12 protein-coding genes are annotated in these 20,512 nt (G+C 31.7%); 3 read left to right on the top strand and 9 right to left on the bottom strand.

Going from position 1 to position 20,512, the window contains the following annotated elements:
- The first annotated feature begins 231 nt into the window (after positions 1–231).
- Together gldJ and murF are read left to right on the top strand one after the other, a co-directional pair.
- Positions 232–1,911, top strand: a complete 1,680-nt coding sequence (gene gldJ / locus P161_RS0110125; RefSeq protein WP_026776880.1) for a gliding motility lipoprotein GldJ — start codon at positions 232–234, stop codon at positions 1,909–1,911.
- 172 nt (positions 1,912–2,083) lie between these two features.
- Positions 2,084–3,352, top strand: a complete 1,269-nt coding sequence (gene murF / locus P161_RS0110120; RefSeq protein WP_026776879.1) for a UDP-N-acetylmuramoyl-tripeptide--D-alanyl-D-alanine ligase — start codon at positions 2,084–2,086, stop codon at positions 3,350–3,352.
- 480 nt (positions 3,353–3,832) lie between these two features.
- Here murF and P161_RS0110115 read toward each other — a convergent pair whose 3' ends face one another.
- Both P161_RS0110115 and P161_RS19905 read right to left on the bottom strand, forming a co-directional pair.
- Positions 3,833–4,684, bottom strand: coding sequence for an N-acetylglucosamine kinase (locus P161_RS0110115; protein ID WP_026776878.1), 852 nt, complete (start codon positions 4,682–4,684; stop codon positions 3,833–3,835).
- Between the two features lie 1,343 nt (positions 4,685–6,027).
- Positions 6,028–6,231 (bottom strand): GIY-YIG nuclease family protein, encoded by a 204-nt coding sequence (locus tag P161_RS19905; RefSeq protein ID WP_231494729.1) that lies wholly within the window; start codon positions 6,229–6,231, stop codon positions 6,028–6,030.
- A 2,026-nt stretch (positions 6,232–8,257) separates the two neighbouring features.
- Here P161_RS19905 and P161_RS0110100 point away from each other — a divergent pair.
- Entirely contained in the window at positions 8,258–8,998 is a 741-nt protein-coding gene (locus P161_RS0110100; RefSeq protein WP_036841390.1) for a tyrosine-protein phosphatase, read from the top strand.
- A 2,217-nt stretch (positions 8,999–11,215) separates the two neighbouring features.
- Here P161_RS0110100 and P161_RS0110090 read toward each other — a convergent pair.
- The 7 genes from P161_RS0110090 to P161_RS0110060 form a co-directional block, all read right to left on the bottom strand.
- A complete protein-coding gene (locus P161_RS0110090) occupies positions 11,216–13,603 on the bottom strand; it encodes a polysaccharide biosynthesis tyrosine autokinase (RefSeq protein ID WP_036841388.1) in 2,388 nt (795 codons plus the stop codon).
- 1 nt (position 13,604) lies between these two features.
- A complete protein-coding gene (locus P161_RS0110085; RefSeq protein ID WP_026776874.1) occupies positions 13,605–14,381 on the bottom strand; it encodes a polysaccharide biosynthesis/export family protein in 777 nt (258 codons plus the stop codon).
- Between the two features lie 39 nt (positions 14,382–14,420).
- Entirely contained in the window at positions 14,421–16,313 is a 1,893-nt protein-coding gene (locus P161_RS0110080) for a nucleoside-diphosphate sugar epimerase/dehydratase (RefSeq protein WP_026776873.1), read from the bottom strand.
- A gap of 42 nt (positions 16,314–16,355) precedes the next feature.
- Positions 16,356–17,327, bottom strand: a complete 972-nt coding sequence (locus tag P161_RS18360; protein ID WP_051605716.1) for a glycosyltransferase family 4 protein — start codon at positions 17,325–17,327, stop codon at positions 16,356–16,358.
- Entirely contained in the window at positions 17,327–18,523 is a 1,197-nt protein-coding gene (locus P161_RS0110070) for a glycosyltransferase family 4 protein (protein WP_026776872.1), read from the bottom strand. Before P161_RS0110070 ends, P161_RS18360 begins: the two co-directional genes overlap by 1 nt.
- Complete coding sequence (locus P161_RS0110065; protein WP_051605715.1) at positions 18,523–20,019, bottom strand: alginate lyase family protein; 1,497 nt, start codon at positions 20,017–20,019, stop codon at positions 18,523–18,525. Before P161_RS0110065 ends, P161_RS0110070 begins: the two co-directional genes overlap by 1 nt.
- 67 nt (positions 20,020–20,086) lie before the next feature.
- On the bottom strand, positions 20,087–20,482 hold the full coding sequence (locus tag P161_RS0110060; protein WP_197026337.1) for a serine O-acetyltransferase: 396 nt from the start codon (positions 20,480–20,482) through the stop codon (positions 20,087–20,089).
- Positions 20,483–20,512: the final 30 nt, after the last annotated feature.

Raw genomic sequence — 20,512 nt, 5'->3', positions numbered from 1 at the left:
AACATAAAAAAAAGAAAATATATTTTCTCATAGATATAATCAAATAACGCAAATAATTTTTAGATATTTTAACGGAAACAAAGATAAAGTATACTAAACTAAAAAAGCGTTCGTTTTACATAATAAGCACAAAAATTGATGCGTTAAAACTTTATATTTTACTTGTAAGAAAGTATATTTATCGTAAATTGCATCACTATAATAAAAACCCTATCAATTTTAAATTAGGAAATGAAAAACATATTTAAAATAAGTTTATTAGCGGTAACAGCCTTGTTATTCGCTAATTGTAATAGATCTAATGCTAACAAATCTACATTAACTGGTTTAAATTTTAATGATCCAAAAAACGGGAATTTCATTAGAAATAATTCTTTTGATGGACAGAAAACACCTCCAGGAATGATTGGTGTTGAGGGTGGTTCTTTTACCATGGGACAAGTGCAAGATGATGTGATGTTCGATTGGAATACAACTCCTAAAAAAATTCATGTACGTTCTTTTTATATGGATGAAGCTGAGGTTTCTAACTCAGAATATCTTTTATATGCAGAGTATACCAAAGATTTGTACAATCCTTCAGAAGAAAATTATAGATATATTTATAATTCAGTTTTACCAGACACCTTGGTTTGGAGAAAAAGTTTAGGAAATACAGATATTTTAGCGGAAAACTATTTTCGTCATCCAGCATATGCAGATTATCCTGTAGTAGGTGTTAGCTGGTTGCAAGCCAATGAATATTGTAAATGGAGAACAAATGTTGTCAACTTAAAAACCTTAATTGATAAAGGACACATTAAAAATGTATTTGAAATTGATTCTGTTAAAATTCCTTTTGATACAGAGGCTTTTTTAGCGAATAGTGATAAAGTTTTTAAAGGAGATTCTACAATTTACAGAAGAGGTGTTGGAAGAGCTGTTAGAAAAAGAGGGGAACCAAGACCAGGAAGAGATGAATTTCAAGGAGCAAGAAAAATTTCTAGATCTGATGGTATTTTAGTACAAAGTTTTAGATTACCTACAGAAGCTGAATGGGAATTTGCTGCCAAAGCAAATATAGAAAATAGAGAATACAACAACATTAGAGGTAGAAAAAAATATGCTTGGGATGGTAAATATTCTAGAGATAAAAGCAGAAGACACAAAGGAGATCAGTTAGCAAACTTTAAACAAGGGCCAGGACAATACAGTGGTTTATCGGGTTGGAGTTCTGATGGTGCTGATATTCCAAATAAAATAAAATCATATCCTCCAAACGCATTTGGTTTGTATGATATGTCTGGAAATGTGGCTGAATGGGTTGCAGATGTGTATAGACCTATTATTGATAGTGAAGCGAATGACTTTAATTATTTTAGAGGAAATATCTTTACTAAAAAGATGATTGATGAAGAAGGAAATGTAGTCATTGCTGCTAATGACCAAGCTGCTGAAGTAGATTATGACACCTTACCAAATGGAAATATCGTAGCAAAACAATTACCAGGAACCATCAAATACATTCCTATCACAAAAGATGATGTGATGTTAAGAAGAAACTTTATGGTAGCTGACAATACTGATATTGGTGATGGTGATGCCAATTCTTCTCGCTTTTTTGAGGAAGACGAAGATAAAGTAGTACCTAGCATGTACAACTCACCAAAAGCACCAACCAAAGAAATTGATCCTAACACAGGAGAGGAAATTTTAGTAAATGATGCTGAAAATAGAACAACATTAATTAGTAATAGCACAAGAGTGTATAAAGGAGGGTCTTGGTCTGACAGAGAATATTGGTTAGATCCTGCACAAAGAAGATATTTGCCAGAATATATGGCGACCAATTACATTGGTTTTAGATGTGTGTCTGACAAATTAGGACCTATGGGAACAGGCAAAAAATCGGCTAGAAATCCTAGCAGATAATAAAACATAGTTACAAATTCAAGAGGCTGTCTCAAAAGTAAATTTTTTGTCAACCTGAATTTATTTCAGGTTCTTTTAGCATTTAATTATCAAGATGTTAAGATTCTGAAACATGTTCAGAATGACAAGATTTAATACTTTTTGAGACAGCCTTTTTTTTTATACACAAGAAATGAATATACCCGCACTTTATCAAATCTATACAAAGCATTTTTTAGTAGATACGGATACAAGAAACATTCGCAAGAATACCTTGTTTTTTGCCTTAAAAGGCGACAATTTTAACGGAAACGAATTTGCTGAAAAAGCAATAGAACTAGGAGCTTCTTATGCGATTGTTGATGATAAAACCTATCAAACACAAGAAAATATAATCTTGGTGGATGATGTGTTGGACACTTTACAACAATTAGCCAAGTACCATAGAAAACAGCTTACAATTCCTGTAATTGGTTTAACAGGTAGCAATGGAAAAACCACGACCAAAGAACTCATCAATGTAGTATTGAGCAAAAAACACAATTGTTTGGCCACAAAAGGAAATCTAAACAACCATATTGGTGTGCCTTTAACGCTTTTATCGATAACTCCCGAGCATGAAATCGCCATTATAGAAATGGGCGCAAATCATCAAAAAGAAATTGAATTTTTAGCAGCTATTTGCGAACCTGATTTTGGCTACATCACTAACTTTGGCAAAGCACATTTAGAAGGTTTTGGTGGAATTGAAGGCGTAATTAAAGGAAAAAGTGAATTGTACACCTTCTTAGAAAAGAACAATAAAATTGCCTTTATAAATCCTAGTGATGCCATACAGACTGAAAAAACGAAAAACATCAAAACAATTGCGATAAATAATGATGACATACAGTTGTTGGAAGCAAATCCCTTTGTAAAAATCTCTTATAAAGATAGCACCATACAAAGTAATTTAATCGGAAATTACAACTTTTCGAATATTGCAATCGCCATGACTATAGGAGGATATTTTAAAGTTTCAAAAACTGAGATCAAGGAAGCCATTGAAAGTTACACACCAAAAAATAATCGTTCTCAAATAATTGAAACCAACACAAATAAAATTATTTTAGATGCATACAATGCAAATCCTTCGAGCATGAAAGTGGCTTTAGAGAACTTTGCTGCTATAAAACATGAGAAAAAAACAATCATTCTTGGTGATATGTTTGAACTTGGTGAAGACAGCAAACAAGAACATCAAGCCATTGTAAATCTTGCAAATTCGTTCCATTTCGAAAGTTGCTATTTTGTGGGTGAACTTTTTTATCAATCAAAAACAGACGCACAACAATTTAAAACATTCGACGATTTTGAACGTTATCTCAAAAAAAATCCTCTAGAAAACCAATACATATTAATCAAAGGCTCAAGAGGAATGCGTTTAGAAAGGATTTTAGATTCGTTGGGCGTGGTTCGTTAGTCGTTGGTCGTGATTCGTTGGTCGTGGTTCGTTGTTCGATGATCGTTGGTTGTGAGTTAGTGGTTAGTGCTTAATGCTTAATGCTTAATGCTTAATGCTTAATGCTTAAACTAAACAATAAATTACAATATCATCAACTTTTAAACAAAGTATTAACAAAAAAACTGTTTTGTTGGTCGTTGGTCTTTATCCGTTTTTCTATTTTCGATTGACGAAAAACAATGAACGAGAAACGATGGACGGTAAACGAATATCCTGATTTATGGTTCGTTGGTCGTGTTTCGTGGCTCGTTGTTTGCGATTCGAATAACTCGAGAGACGAAAATTGTGATTTTTGATTCAAAAAAACTAAACATGGTTGCACTAACTAATAAACGACGGACGAAAAACGGTAATCGAAAAACGTGATTCGTGGTTCCTGTTTAGTGATTCATGGTTCGATTCACGAAAAACGAAAAGCGATGAACGAAAAACGAAACCCTACTCCATCATTTCAAGATGATAGGCTAACAAATTATCAATAGGTCTTTGAATCACATCAGTAACCTTTAAGTCGTTCTTTTTGGCTGTTTTCTCCAAACTTTCTCTAAAATAATGAGCTATGGAACCAATAAAATACAAGGGAGTTTCGGAAGTTTTATTGAAAGGTAAAATTCTATATTTAAAAAATTCTTGAAAGCCTTTTTTAATAATGCGCTTTATATATTTTTCTTCCTTAAAATCGAACATAAACTTGGCAAATGACGCTAAGTACATGTTTGGGTTTGGAGTTCTATATAAGTTTTGTTTGATGTAATCTGCGTCTAAATTAAATTCTTCATTAAATTTTTCGGCAATGGCTTTTGGCATTTTATTATAAAAATAATCTCTTAACAATACTTTCCCAAAATAATTCCCACTAGCTTCATCCATCAAAATATAGCCTAAAGAAGCGGTTTTCATGTGTACCTGTTCCCCATCAAAATAACAGCTATTAGAGCCTGTTCCTAAAATACAGACCAACCCAGGTGCAGCACCAGTAGCTGCATACACTGCTGCTAACATGTCTTCAGCAACATTAATTTTAGCATTGATAAATATTTCTTGTAGAACATTTTCAAGAATTTTTGTGGGTTTAGGAGTTCCACAACCTGCCCCATAAAAATAAATTTCAGTCACATCCTCTTTGATATTGATTAACTGAAACATATTCACAATCCTATTCGTCAATTCATCTTCTGCAACCACAGCAGGATTCAATCCTAAAGTTCGTACTCTAAAGGCTTCCTTTTTATCACTATGTATAGCTATCCAATCTGCTTTTGTAGAACCACCATCTGCTATTAAAATCATATCATTTATTTTTATCTAGTAAATATATTATAAAAAATTGGGTATGCAACTAAAACACAAACTTCAATCGTTTTCGTTGATAATTATTCTTGTTTTATAGTATTTTTAAATAACGAGAATACAAGATTGCTTCGCTTTTTGAAGCAAGAACCAAGAACCAAGAGCTAAGACTAAGACTAAGACTAAGACTAAGACTAAGACTAAGACTAAGACTAATGATTTAAAATCAATCTCATTAAAAAAACATTTAAAATTTACAATGTCACACTGAGCCTCTAAATAAAAACATGAGTAACATAAAGGTCTTCGACAAAACCTGTCTTGAGCAGAGACGAAAGGCTCAGACTGACATGCGTTAGAATCATTGGTATTAGAATGTGTTTTATAAAAAGTTTAAATACTCATTTATTGTGCTTAAAAAGATGTTATAATCAGGTTTTGACCTTAAAACAGTAAACATAAACAATGTCACACTGAGCCTGTCGAAGTGAAAATATGATTAATCAAAAAGGTCTTTAAAAATTTTAGAATGATCATTTTTTGAGATTTAAAAAAACACCTCCAGCAAACGTAATTACGAGGCACGAAGCAATCTCTTCGTTAGTATTCTATATTTATTTAAAATATCAAACTAAAAGATTGCTTCAATCTTACCTCTTTCGCAATGACGTCTAAAATCTTTTAGTGTTTTTAGAATCTAAACCCGACATACTTTTCATTTTCGTAAGAATTCAAATTGTATGGAATGGTAAGCGCCCAAAGAACGTAGTGGTCTGGGTGCGTGAATGGAAGACAATGTAGAATTCAAGAAAATTAAAATAAGTCTAGATTTTTTTGTTTTTATAATCCTGAGCGCAGACGAAGGGTCATCAATGGAAAAAAGTAAAGAGAAATAAAATTACAGATTGCTTCAATCGTACCTCTTTCGCAATGACGTCTAAACTCTTTTAGTGTTCTTAGAATCTAAAACTACCTCATACAAAGTAGTCACCCTGAACTTGTTTCAGGGTCTTAAGAATTAGTATTTATTTATAGCTAAATAGATTCTGAAATAAATTCAGAATGACGCACTTTAAAGTTTATAGGATGATTAGCGGATATACAATTTCTTATATATAGTAACACATAAACAATAGAAAATTAAATTGGTATACTCTTATTTTGCCAATAAACAATTACAATTAACCATGTCACCCTGAATTTATTTCAGGGTCTTGATTCTAATCCTTTACATCCTTTCTCAAAAGAGAAACACTTGAATCCCATAAATCAGTCCAATTTGGATTTTCTTTTTCTATTAAATTTATTTTCCATTGCCTATGCCAATTTTTAAGTTGTTTCTCTCAGGCGATTGCTTCTTGTATGTATTGAAATTCCTCACAATAGATCAGTATTTTCAAATTGTATTTGGTTGTAAAATTACTTCCTTCAGAAGCTATATGACGTTCCATCCAATCATCTATACCTCCTGTTACCCCAATATATAAGGTCCCATTTGGTTTGTTTGTCAAAATATAAACCCAATAATTGTGATATGCTCTCTTCATTATGGTAAAGAAATAATTATTTTTATTTGTTTTTATTGTGATTATGAAATCACTGAACCCTATTTGTCGCAAGAGTTTAAAACTTATCTGATACAAAATGGTATTTAATGCTAAGAATATGTTCGGTGTACATTAGTCATTTATTCACAAATTAAGATGAGATCCTGAAATAAATTCAGGATGACAAAAATGGGGATAAGATAACAAAAATCGGAATCGGACAACAAAAATGGGATGGAACAAATCCAAATAAACCTAGCTCAACCGAATGTTGTAACCCTAAACTTGTTTCAGGGTCTTGAGTATTTTCAAGAGCCTATCGAGATATTATAAAGCAATTACAACTGTCATATCAAGTGTTATTTACAATAAAATAAATAATGCCCATTTCCAAAATTAAATAAACACAAGTTATCGACCTATTTTATTTTTCGTAGAAATTCAATTTTTATGAAACGGTAAGCGTCCAAAGAGCTTGCGGTCTGGACGCGATAGTGGAATGGAAATTAGAATTTAAGAAAAATAAAAGTGAGTCTTGATTTTTTGAATACTTTTTGATCAAGCAAAAAGTATTAGAATTAAAAAAAAATTCTCGGTTTCTCGTATTCGCTACCCGAACTACTTTCTATTAAAATACATTTTAACTTCAGTAATCCTCTAAATAACAATTTCAACGTGACCCTAAACTTGTTTCAGGGTCTTTTGTTCATAATGGTTTGGATGAGATCCTGAAATAAATTCAGGATGACAAAAATGGGATTGAATTACAAAAATGGGATTGGATTACAAAAATCGGAATCGGACAACAAAAATGGGATGGAACAAATCCAAATAAACCTAGCTCAACCGAATGTTGTCACCCTGAACTTGTTTCAGGGTCTTGAGTATTTTCAAGAGCCTGTCGAGATATTATAAAGCAATTACAACTGTCATATCAAGTGTTATTTACAATAAAATAAATAATGCCCATTTCCAAAATTAAATAAACACAAGTTATCGACCTATTTTATTTTTCGTAGAAATTCAATTTTTATGAAACGGTAAGCGTCCAAAGAGCTTGCGGTCTGGACGCGATAGTGGAATGGAAATTAGAATTTAAGAAAAATAAAAGTGAGTCTTGATTTTTTGAATACTTTTTGATCAAGCAAAAAGTATTAGAATTAAAAAAAAAATCTCGGTTTCTCGTATTCGCTACCCGAACTACTTTCTATTAAAATACATTTTAACTTCAGTAATCCTCTAAATAACAATTTCAACGTGACCCTAAACTTGTCTCAGGGTCTTTTGTTCATAATGGTTTGGATGAGATCCTGAAATAAATTCAGGATGACAAAAATGGGATTGGATTACAAAAATCGGATGGATTACAAAAATCGGAATCGGACAACAAAAATGGGATGGAACAAATCCAAATAAACCTAGCTCAACCGAATGTTGTAACCCTAAACTTGTTTCAGGGTCTTGAGTATTTTCAAGAGCCTGTCGAGATATTATAAAGCAATTACAACTGTCATATCAAGTGTTATTTACAATAAAATAAATAATGCCCATTTCCAAAATTAAATAAACACAAGTTATCGACCTATTTTATTTTTCGTAGAAATTCAATTTTTATGAAGCGGCAAGCGTCCAAAGAGCTTGCGGTCTGGACGCGATAGTGGAATGGAAATTAGAATTTAAGAAAAATAAAAGTGAGTCTTGATTTTTTGAATACTTTTTGATCAAGCAAAAAGTATTAGAATTAAAAAAAAATTCTCGGTTTCTCGTATTCGCTACCCGAACTACTTTCTATTAAAATACATTTTAACTTCAGTAATCCTCTAAATAACAATTTCAACGTGACCCTAAACTTGTTTCAGGGTCTTTTGTTCATAATGGTTTGGATGAGATCCTGAAATAAATTCAGGATGACAAAATTGGGGATAAGAAGACAAAAATGAAATTAAACGAATCAATCTCATATCTTAATATTATTTTTTTCTTGCAATGATTGTTAAAATCGTAAATTTGTAACAAATCAATAAACATGTTTTTTTTTAAAAGTAAAGAGATTCCTTTAAACGAATTTTTCCCTGAAGACTTCATCGATATTCACTCACATTTATTACCTGGCATTGATGATGGTGCCAAAGATTTGAATGATTCTATAGACTTGATTCAAAAAATGGCCTCTTTCGGAATTAAAAACTTTATCACTACGCCTCATGTTTTAGGAGATGTATATCCGAATACTCCAGAAATCATCAAAGCCAAATTAACGGAAGTACAAAACGAACTCAAAAAAAGAAATATCACAGACATCTCTATTACAGCTGCTGCAGAATATATGATGGATGAACAATTTTCTGCTATTTTAGAAAAAGGCAATATCCTTACCTTAAAAGACAATTTGGTATTGGTAGAAATGTCGTATTTCAGTCCACCCAATAATTTGTATGACATTTTATTCCAATTGGGTTTAAAAGGATACAAACCTGTGTTAGCCCACCCAGAACGCTACAATAGTTATCACAATAATTTTAGAGAATTTACAAAATTAAAAAGAGCAGGCTGTTTGTTTCAACTCAATTTATTGTCTTTAACCAATAATTACGGACGCGAAGTTCAAAAAACCAGCGAGCGGCTTTTAAAAGAAAACTTGTATGACTTTGTGGGAACTGATACACACCATTTAAATCATTTACAGCTTTTAAAAACCATCGCAACCAAAAAGAATTTGAGTAAAGTTGAAGCATTACTAAACAACAATAAAAAGTTTATCCAATAAATATAGATCTGCAATCTAAATACATCACAGGTTTTAAGAATGGAATAACACTTCATAATTAAACTCTGAACTTTTCGAAGAATCAAAATATATCTTTTAAAAATCTTCGACAAAGCCTGTCTTGAAAAGAGAGGGAAAACTCAACTAATATACATTAGATGAATTGGAATTAAAATTTATTTTATTTTGATGATAAGACAGTTCAAATTAAATAAGTCACGTTGAGCCTGTCGAAGTGAAAACTTAACTAATCTAAAGGTCTTCGACAAGCTCAGACTGACATACGTTAAACTCATTGTCAGTAGAGATTATTTTATAAAAAGTTTAAATTGTTATTTTTAGTACTTTAAAAACATAATATCCACATCTTTTAAAGATAAATTAATTAAAAATCAATAAGGTCACACTAAGCCTGTCGAAGTGCAGATTTAATCATCTAAAAGTCTTCGGAAAAATCAAACGGGCAATCGTTAAAAGAATTAGAATATATTTTATTTTAACGAAAAAACAGTTCAAACTAACAAGGTCACACTGAGCCTGTCGAAGTGAAAACTTAACTAATCTAAAGGTCTTCGACAAGCTCAGACTGACATACGTTAAACTCATTGTCAGTAGAGATTATTTTATAAAAAGTTTAAATTGTTATTTTTAGTACTTTAAAAACATAATATCCACATCTTTTAAAGATAAATTAATTAAAAATCAACAAGGTCACACTGAGCCTGTCGAAGTGCAGATTTAATCATCTATAAAGTTTTCGGAAAAATCAGACGGGCAATCGTTAAAAGAATTAAAATATATTTTATTTTAACGAAAAAACAGTTCAAACTAACAAAGTCACACTGAGCCTGTCGAAGTGCAGGTATACTCATCTAAAAAGACTTCGAAAAAAACTATCTTGAAACAGAGAATAAAATCTCAAACTGAAAAAATATTACCATCATTATATTTAGCGCTATCTTAATATTAAAAAAAGGGCAATAAAAAATTATTTAAAAAAATAAACAATTTAAATATAGTTGTCAGGTTGAGCGCAGTCGAAACCTATATTTAGCAAACCCATAGTTCTCGTCTGCGCTTGAACTGACAGTTTATGTAGCATTCATTAACCTCTTGCCTTAAAAGCGTCATTGCGAGGCACGAAGCAATCATATCGTTGATCATTCCAATTCATGAGATTTACCATCACCATTTACTCGATACTAAAACTTGTTCAACATAACTCTTAAAGTGAAGTCCAGTTTTTAGTGTAAGAAACAAACGCCCTTAACAAACCGTGATTGCGAGGCACGAAGCAATCTTATTGTTGGGTATCCTAAATTTAGTAGGGATGCTACATCACAAGATTGCTTTAGTCATTCCTCCTTCGCAAAAACTTTATATAAAAAATTAAGAGAAATCAAAAGTAAATTACTAACTGCAAACCGACATAGAACTTGGAGGCGAGTGTCAAACATTTGAAGAATCCGTAAAAATAAATGCTGTTTGAGCGCAGCGAGTTCATTTATTTTAGGATTTGAAAATAGTTTTGACCGCTGAAAGTTCAAGTCTAGATTTTTGTTTCTTTTCATCAATGGAAAAGAAAAATAGAGAAAAGAAAAAATATACTTTTAACTAGTTAATGTAAAAAATTAATAGGCTTTCTTCACTAAAAGATTGCCACGTCGTACCTCCTTCGCAATGACGTTTATTCTATTTTTATACGTAACCAACCTTTATTATTCAATTAACTAATATAAATATAACTCTAAACCCGACATACTTTTCATTTTCGTAGCAATTCAAAAACTATGAAACGGCTAGGTGTTCAAAGAGTGCAACACAGTGAAACGGTCTGGACACGATAGTGTAATAGCTTGTAGAATTCAAGTAAATTAAAATAAGTCTAGATTTTTTTGTTATTATAATCCTGAGCGAAGTCGAAGGGTCATCAATGGAAAAAAGTAAAGAAAATAAAAAACAGCTATACGTCTTTATAAAGACGGTAGGACGAAGTAATCTGTTAATGAAAACTCGAAAATTAAACCTACAGATTGCCACGTCGTACCTCCTCGCAATGACGTCAATTTTACGCCATACAGATCGCTTCAATCGTACCTCCTAGAAATAAAAACTCATTTCTTTTGATTTCAAAAAAAAATCCCGATAATAATCGGGATAAATTCAACTAATCTTTTTAAATTCATAGCCTTCGCTATAATAAAAAACTAAATTTCCTTAAAATATCCTTTTATACCAAGGTTTCTTTACAACATCCGTATACCCATAACCATACCCATAGCCATAGCCATAACCATAGCCATAACCTCTCGTCATATCAGTATCATTGAGCACAATCGCCATATTTTGTAACTTCTTCTCATTATAGAGGTTCTGCGCAACTTTTAGCATTCTTTTGTCTAGGTAATTCGCTCTAGACACATATAAGGTCATATCTGCGTATTTAGCGACTAAGAAAGTATCGGTTACTAAATTTACAGGCGCTGTATCTACAATGATAAAATCATATTCCTTTTTTACTTGCTCAAATAACTGCTTAATTCTGTCTCCAAGCAATAATTCAGCAGGATTTGGAGGGATCACTCCAGAAGCAATAATATCCAAGCCTTTTATTTCTGGGATTGAAAATGTAATATCTTTCGCAGTTAAAGATTCATTGGTAATATAGTTGGTAATTCCTTTACGTTCTGGAATCCCTAAATATTCGGTGACTTTAGGCGCTCTTAAATCCACCCCCATTAATAGTACTTTTTTGTTGGACAACGATAAGGCTGCCGCTAAATTAATCGAGATAAAAGATTTCCCTTCTCCACTGGTAGTAGAAGTGATAAAGATTGTTTTCCCTAAACCACTCTCAAAATTGGGCAACATAAAATCTAAATTGGTTCTGATCAATCGGAAAGCTTCTGCAGTACTCGTTCTTGAATCATTACTAATGACAATTTTCTCATCCGTATCAGAATGTGGCACATCGCCTAAAAAAGGAATCGTCGTTAACTCTTCTATATCTTTTCTAGAATGTATTTTTGTGTCTAATAGATTTTTAATATAAATAACGCCGAACGGAACAATAAGACCAATCAACAATGCTGCTAAATAGATAATGTTCTTTTTGGGTGATACTGGCACTCCATTGCCATAAGCATAATCTATAATCTTGGCATTCGGAACTGTTACTGCCAAAGAAATCGCGGTTTCTTCCTTTTTCTTTAATAAATAGGAAAACAATTCAGCATAAATAATTTTTTGTCGTTCAATATCAATCATCCCTCTTTCAATAGTGGGAATCAAAGATACTTCTGAATTCACTTTTGCAGCTTGTTTATTCAATGCATTTAACTGCAATTGAAACGAAGTTTTCACATTACTAATATTGGCCAGTAATGTCGCTTTTACCGTTTCAATTTGCTGTTGTAAATCGATCAACTCAGGGTTTTTACGACCTGCAATATCATTAAATCGATTCAACCTTAAAATTAAGGTGTTATAATTTTCAATAGCTTCAGAAATAATAGGATCCGAAAACCCTACATTGGCAGGCAATACGTCATTATCTTTGGTACCTTTACTTAACTTTCCTTCTATCCAAGCTGCTAAACTTAATTGATTTTTCAACTCAATAATGCTCGCTTTATTTTCAGAGATTTCTTGTAAAATCATTTCCCCTTCAGTCGATAACCCTGTGATGCCAAATTTTGTCTTATAGTCTTTTACATCGTCTTGTATGGAGGACAAATCGACTCCTACACTTTGCAAACGATCTTCAATAAAATCTTTTGTCTTTTTAGAAACTTCATTTTTATCATTAATCGCATCCGTATTGTATTGCGCTACTAATTCATTTAAAATGTCTTCGGCTTTGTCTTTTGAAACATCTGTTAAGCTTAAATTTAAGACACTCGAATTTTTATTTGTGGAATTGATTTGTATTCTGTTTTTGTAACGATCAATAACACGATCCCTTTTACTTATTACAACAGTTACTTTTGTTCCCTTCAAATCATCTCTAGAACCTGCATTAGGTAGTACTTTAAAAATACCAAAAGAACTCTCATGGAGTTCATTAAAATTAGATACGGATGTTACTTCATCTTCAAGGGTTCGAAATTCAATTTTTTCATTGTCTACAATCGTAATGATAAACATAGTATCCTTTGCAGCATACGAAGGTATTTTACTTACAAACGTTATTGCTAAAGGCTTGCTTGTATACACTTCACTTTTCTTTACCCTACCTTCTGTGAAATAAGAAATTTCTAAATCAAGTTCATCAACAACTTTACCAATTATTTTTCTGGATTTTAAGATTTCAATTTCGTTTTCTGGATTATTAGAAGACCCACCTCCAATAATTCCTAAATCTTCAAAAGCAGCCAATTCCGAGGATATGCCTGATTTTTGATTATCTTTTATCAAAATAGAAGTAGTGGCCGTATACGTAGGGATGGTATATCTTAAATAGATAAAAGCGCCTGATAAAGCAATAAGTATTGCTAAAAGAAACCACTTCCAATTGATGACATACTTTTCTAACTCTTCTCTTATATTAATTGTGTCCGTATCTGTATGCTGGTTCGCAATAAAATTCTCTTTAGATGCTTCCATTTTATCTTGTTAGTATGTTTAATAATCCTATTAAAACAGCAGTTAAGGATATAAATAAACCTGTATTTGTATTAGCGGAAGCAGATTGGATCTTTGCATAATTTTGTTCCACAATCACCACATCATTTTGTTGTAAATAATACACAGGAGAAATAAAGGTATCGTTGGATAACAAATTAATCCTGTATTTCACTTTCATACCATTTTCTTCACGAATCACCAACACATTTTCTCTGTTCCCAGAAATATTTAAATCTCCTGCCAAACCAATTGCATCGATGATGGTGATACGCTCGTTCGGAATTACATAATTGCCAGGCATTGCAACATCCCCTAACACAGATATTTTAAAATTAACAATCCGAATATTGATATGAGGATTGATGATATAATCAGGAGATAATTTTTCTTTTAAAAGGGCGATGCCATTTTCTCTGGTCAAACCGCCCAATTTAATCTTCCCTAAAATAGGAATCTCTACTTCACCATCCGCATCAATTAAATAGGTTTGCTTTTGAGCAACTCCTATGGCTGAATTTGATGAGGTGGAATAGGTAACCGCTGATAAGTTAAAGGGTCTTACGGCATCCACATCTTTTGCTGAAATGGTGATTTCTAACAAGTCATCTGGTTTAAAAAAAGTCAGGTATTTGTTAGAAACTTTAGACTGATCTATTTCATCAAACTGAAAATACACAATATCTTTTTTCGAAACACAGTTAGAAAGGAGTACAATACTAACAGAAATAAAAAAAAAATTTTTAAAGGTTGTATTCATATTTATTTTTTTTGCGAAAATACTGTAAAATTTTTAAGTTTAAAGAACTTTGTCTAATTTTTCAAATGTTGAGTTGTTAGAGATGTATTCTGGCACCAACGCTTTTAATTTACTTACGATTTCTGAACTCGATAATTTATTTTTTTGTGAAGCCAATTCTTCTATCAATGCTAAAATAGTGCTGTCATTAATTTTTTGAGTTTTAGCAATCATAATTTTCTCATGATAGGTTTTTATGGTGTCTTCTCCTGTTGCTAACAATTCCTCATACAATTTCTCTCCTGGGCGCAAGCCCGTGATTTTAATAGCTATGTCTTCTGGGTATCGCAAACCCGATAAAGAAATCATTCTTTTTGCCATTTCATAAATTTTAACAGATTCGCCCATGTCAAAAATATAAATCTCTCCTCCCTTCCCCATAGTTCCGGCCTCCAACACCAATCTGCAGGCTTCTGGAATGGTCATAAAATAACGGGTAATCTCTTTATGCGTCACCGTTAGTGGGCCACCATGTTCGATTTGTTTTTTAAATAACGGAATTACCGAACCATTAGAGCCTAACACATTGCCAAAACGCGTGGTAGTAAATTTTGTTTTCTTTTGTTGTTTACTCAAACAACTTATGTACATTTCTGCCACTCTTTTGGTAGCCCCCATCACATTGGTAGGATTCACAGCCTTATCTGTAGAGACCATCACAAAACGCTCTACTTTGTATTTAATCGCTAAATCTGCAATATTTTTGGTACCAAAGATATTAATTTTAATCGCTTCATACGGACTGTCTTCCATTAAAGGCACATGTTTGTAGGCAGCTGCATGAAAGACTTTTTGAGGTTGCAATTCCTTGAATATTTCTCGCATTCTTTTTGTATCTCGAACATCTGCCACCAAAGCCGTAAACCCGGTGATTCCTTTTTGCTGCAATTCTTGTTGCAAATCATACAAGGCAGATTCTGCTTGGTCTACCAACACCAGATGCTGCAAATTATAAGAGGCTAATTGTCTCGAGAGTTCGCTTCCAATAGACCCTGCTGCTCCTGTGACTAGCACTACTTTATCCGTGACTTCTTTTTTAACAATAGGATTGTCGATTAAAATTTGTTGGCGGTTCAATAAATCATCAATATTTACTTGTTTGATTTGATTTGCCTGTAAATCTCCATCAATCCAAGTTACCAAAGGAGGTACAATTTTTATTTCAACGGCTAAGGATAACAATTTATCTGTAATCTCCAATAAACGAGATGGTCTTATTTTTTGCGTAGAAATAATCACTTCACTTAAATCATACTTCTTGACAAAATCTTGATCAATTTTCGAAAAATCATAAATTTTAATGCGGTCAATTTTTTTATTAATTTTATTCGCATCATCATCGATAAATCCTAAAATATCATAATTGTATTTTTTATCTCTACTTAAGGCACCATAAGTAATAATACCTGCTTCTCCAGCCCCAAAAATCAACACATTTCTGATGGTATTCAATTCTGTAGAAATCACATCATAAAATGCCTTAAACACATAGCGACTAATGATGAGGATAAAAACCGAAACAAAATAATGAATGACAATGATAGAAATAGGTATGGTAAAACTACTGAGTTTGAATAACTGATTGATAATGACAATAAACGTTAGTAATAACACATAAATGGTGATGCCTAAAAACACATTAAAAGCATCTTTGGTACCCGTATGTCTTACGATTCCTTTATAAGAGCCCACCATTAAAAAACTACCCAAAGCCACTATGATAATAATCGGAATTTGCACTAGAAATTGATCCGTATTAAAATTAAATGTGATGTTAAAACGAATGATATAGGCTAGTAAAAAAGAAAAGCATACTAGCAACACATCGATTCCTAATACCAACCATCTAGAGGCGTATTTATTTAAGGTTTTTAAAAAAAAACTTCTTAACATATAGATTTAATTTTTGCTAAATTACAATAAATTATTTTCATTTTATTGGCAGTTATCCTTCTTAGCTTTTTCTAATTTATAAAATAAAAAAATATAGCTTACAACAAATAAAAATACCAATCCAATAAAGATAAAAAGTTGGGTTTGCAAAGCTAACCTGTAAGACTTCAATACAATTACATTTATCAACATCTGAATTATAACATATCCTAAAGCTACTTTTAAATGCGCTATTTTTTTGATATGAACTAATTTTTGATAGATGTGGTGCCTGTGAGGGTCAAACACACTTTCTTTGGTACATAGTTTTCTATATAACAAAGTAATTGTTGCATCTGCACCATATACGATTACTGTACATAAAATTAAAGGAGATGCTAAAACATAGGTAAAATACAGCCCTATAAAAAATAATAACATGCCAATAGTGATGCTTCCAATATCGCCTGCAAAAAAGAGTGCTTTTTTTCTAAAATTATAAAAACCAAAAATAAGTAAGGAAATAGCTGTATATATGATCAAATCTGAATTGATGAGTTGTTCTTGAGCATTTATAAGGTATAGCCCTGACAAAGTAGCCAAGCTATACAAACCTGTAATTCCATTAATGCCATCCATAAAGTTGAACATATTCACAATACCCACTCCAAAGAATAAGCTAAATACAAAAATGTATATTGGGCTAAAAGGCAATCCAACCTCCAATAAAATTAGAAAAACTGCTAACATCTGAATTGGAAATCGAATTTTTGAAGGTAACGTATAGATGTCATCTAAAAAACTAATAATGGATGCCATCAAAACTCCAAAAACAAAAAAAGGATATTGAAAATTATTGAAAAAATAAAACAATAAAATTGCGACTGTAAAAATAACCCCCCCACCTCTTATGGTGGGTTTTGTGTGAGAAGATCTATGATTAGGACTATCAATAATGTTAAATTTTAAGGCTATTTTTTTATAATAAAAAGCTAAAAAAAATATAATAATAAAAATCAATATATAATCCATCATTACTTGCTTTCTAGGGTTTGTTCTAAAGCTGTTATCATCCTTAAGGATAAAAGATCCTTATCATAATTTTTTTTAGCAAATTCGAAACCTCTACTCCCTATATTATTTCTTACGGCTTTATTATCTGCTAAAAATATTAATTTATCTACTAATTCATTCTCATCAGTTGGGCTAACCGTAAAACCAGCTTTACTTTCATCAAGCATTTCTTTAATCCACCCTGTAGTTGTTTGAATAACAGGAACTGAGGCCGCCATACTTTCAAATAATTTGTTTGGTGAAGATGTAGACAACATAGGAGTGTCATCTAAAGGAATTAAAGAAACTAAAGCATTTTTTACATAATTCACTAATTCAACTTTTGGCATCAATCCTAAGAAAAGAATCGTATCTAATCCTTCCGACTTCTTCATAATTTCTTCTTTCTGTTGTCCATCACCAATTAAGACAATCACAATATCATCTCTTCCATGTTCTTTTAACTTCTTTGCTGCTCTGTAAAGCAATTCAGAATTGTTTACTAAACCGATATTACCACTATAAATCGCAAACTTTTTCCCAATAAGTTGAGGATGTGTTATTTCTTCTTTGGGAGATGAGAAGAGTTCTATATTTGCCGAATTTGTTACAGAAATTGCATTTGTTTCTGGAAACCTATCTGTAATGTTTGATTTCATTCCTGGTGAAAGTGCGACAACTAAACTTGAGTTTTGATAACATTTCTTTTCAAAAGAATAAGACATCTTTTGAATGAATTTATTTTTTAAAACTCCTAATTCTATCGGTCCTTCTGGCCATAAATCTCTTACTTCAAAGACAAATTTTTTTCTTCTAAATATCTTGGCAATCAATCCAGGAAGTCCTACTGTGATGGGTCCTGAACTAGATATTACTAAATCGCATTTTAATGTGAATGCATAATAAATGGAGAAAAAACTGTAAACTAAAAATGTATAAATTCTTTTTAAAAAAGGTTGTTTGTTATCTATGGTAACATTGATAATCTTTAATGTAATTCCGTCAACTTTTTGTGTTTCTAAAAACTTTGTTGCTCTAATATCTGATTTTGCATATACGCTAGTTACCACAATTACATTGTGTCCTTTTTCTACCCACTTTTTGGTAAACTCATAAACACGAGTACCGTAAGAACCTTTAGGTGTTGTAAAATACTGATAAAAATATACTATGGTCATTAAACTTCTATTTTAATTTTGGTTTCTAATGAGTTTCTAAATGTAACTGTAATCTTATCAGCCTCAAGCCTATTGTTATAACCTAGGGCATATTGATATGTATTTTGTTTTATATGATTAGAGCCGAAAAAAGTAACTGTAATACCATCAGCTTTTACTTCACACTTTGACAAATTTACCTCTAATTTACAATCTGGATGAAAGTGGAAGTGCGCTTGTGCCTCAATGTCTTTGTTAATGAAATCATTAATCAAAACTTCAGATACACCAATGCCAAAACTCCTTTTGTGTTTAACGCCTTTGCTTTTGTAACCATTATGCGAAGCTATTAATTCATTTTTTTCATCTTTTTCAATCGTTACATTTGCTCTATTTGCAACTCTAAATCCTGCCCAAACCTTTGAAGAGTTTTCATCGTTAATAGTTACTGTATTATGATATAAGGTAGATCTTTCTTTTTCTCTAACTTCCCCCATATTGTATGTTGACAAACCTGTATCTATAATAAAAGGTTTGTTTGTTTGTAATATAAAACTGAAGGTATCGGCATGTGCATGTCCTGGTTGATATGTTGGACCAACTTCTCCAACATCGGCAAATAATTCATAAGAATCACTTGTAAATTTTCGATATCCAGAATCTGAAAGTTGCGTTTTGAGAGGAAATATTTTAAGCTCTTTTCCATATTTCACTAGAGAAGATGTATTTGGTGCAATTCCAAATGCGCTATCGTTTACCATTGGAATGGTATCATCCTTAAAAGTAACTTCTGTTAACCAGCTCAACATTTCAGTGGCTTTGAATTTCATCAGAGTTAGTAATTCAAAATTCTCTTTCCACGGATTTTCTTTGACTAAAGAAATACAATCTAAAAGGCGATCTAAAATAATCTGATGGTACATTGGTGAAAGCTCAAAATGACCTCCATCATTATTGATTTGTTCTTCTAATTCACACTCAATAATATACTTTGCTTTAGCATAAAAAACATCGTTTTTAAAATAGTATGCTCCAAATAATAGTGAGAGTCCATTTTCTAATAAGTGATTTCCTAAAATATGGTATTCTAAACTATCTAACAGTCTTAAATATTGATTGTACAATGATTTATTAATCGCATTATCTTTTATATTTTCTTTGGATAGATATTTAATCCAGTTGATACAGCGAAGTGATATTGGATAGGGTTCTATGCCATCATTTAGTTCTTGAGTACTCTCCACATAATTGTACATTAGCATTAATGCTTCAGAATGTTTTATATAAGATTGATTTAAAAAGTCGAAATAGTTTAGATTATACGTCCATAGTTTTCCGTAACTATCATAATTCCAATCGATTTTATCTTCAAATTTATGGGTAATATTTAGAAAACAAAATTCAAATTTACCTAAGTAACTTGTATTTTTTTTAATCCCCCCTAGCCACGTTAAAGGTTCAATATTGGTTTCGTAATCATAAACATATATTTTTTTAAAAAAACGAAACTTTACCATATAGAGTATCCTATAAAGTAACTGCTTTGTTTTTAAATACTTTATTGTATTTAAAAAAAGAAAAATATTAATTATATTCAAAATATTTTCTTTTTCTATTTTCTTTTATGATGACAAATGGATTACCAGCTACAGTAGTATTAGCAGGTATATCCTTGTTTATTAGACTATTTGCACCAATAATCACATTATCACCAATGGTAATTTCTCCAAAAATTACAGAACCTGCACCTACATAAACATCATTGCCTATTGATGGAACAGTTGAATCTCCAAAATTCCTTCCTATTGTAACATTTTGATTTACTTGGGAATTATTACCAATTTTTGTATCAGAATGTATTACCACACCCAAACCACCATAGCCTAAAGTGAAATTTTTACCAATAGTTGCAGATGAAGGCAACCAAACAGCAAAAAGCAACCTATTAACGTAAGTAAATAGCTTAGAAACAGTTGTCATTTTTTTTCGATAGAAGAAGTTACCGACTCT

It is taken from the genome of Polaribacter sp. Hel_I_88, from assembly GCF_000687935.1.
In the GTDB taxonomy this organism is placed as follows: Bacteria; Bacteroidota; Bacteroidia; order Flavobacteriales; family Flavobacteriaceae; genus Polaribacter.
This window is presented reverse-complemented; position numbering and strand designations above follow the sequence as displayed.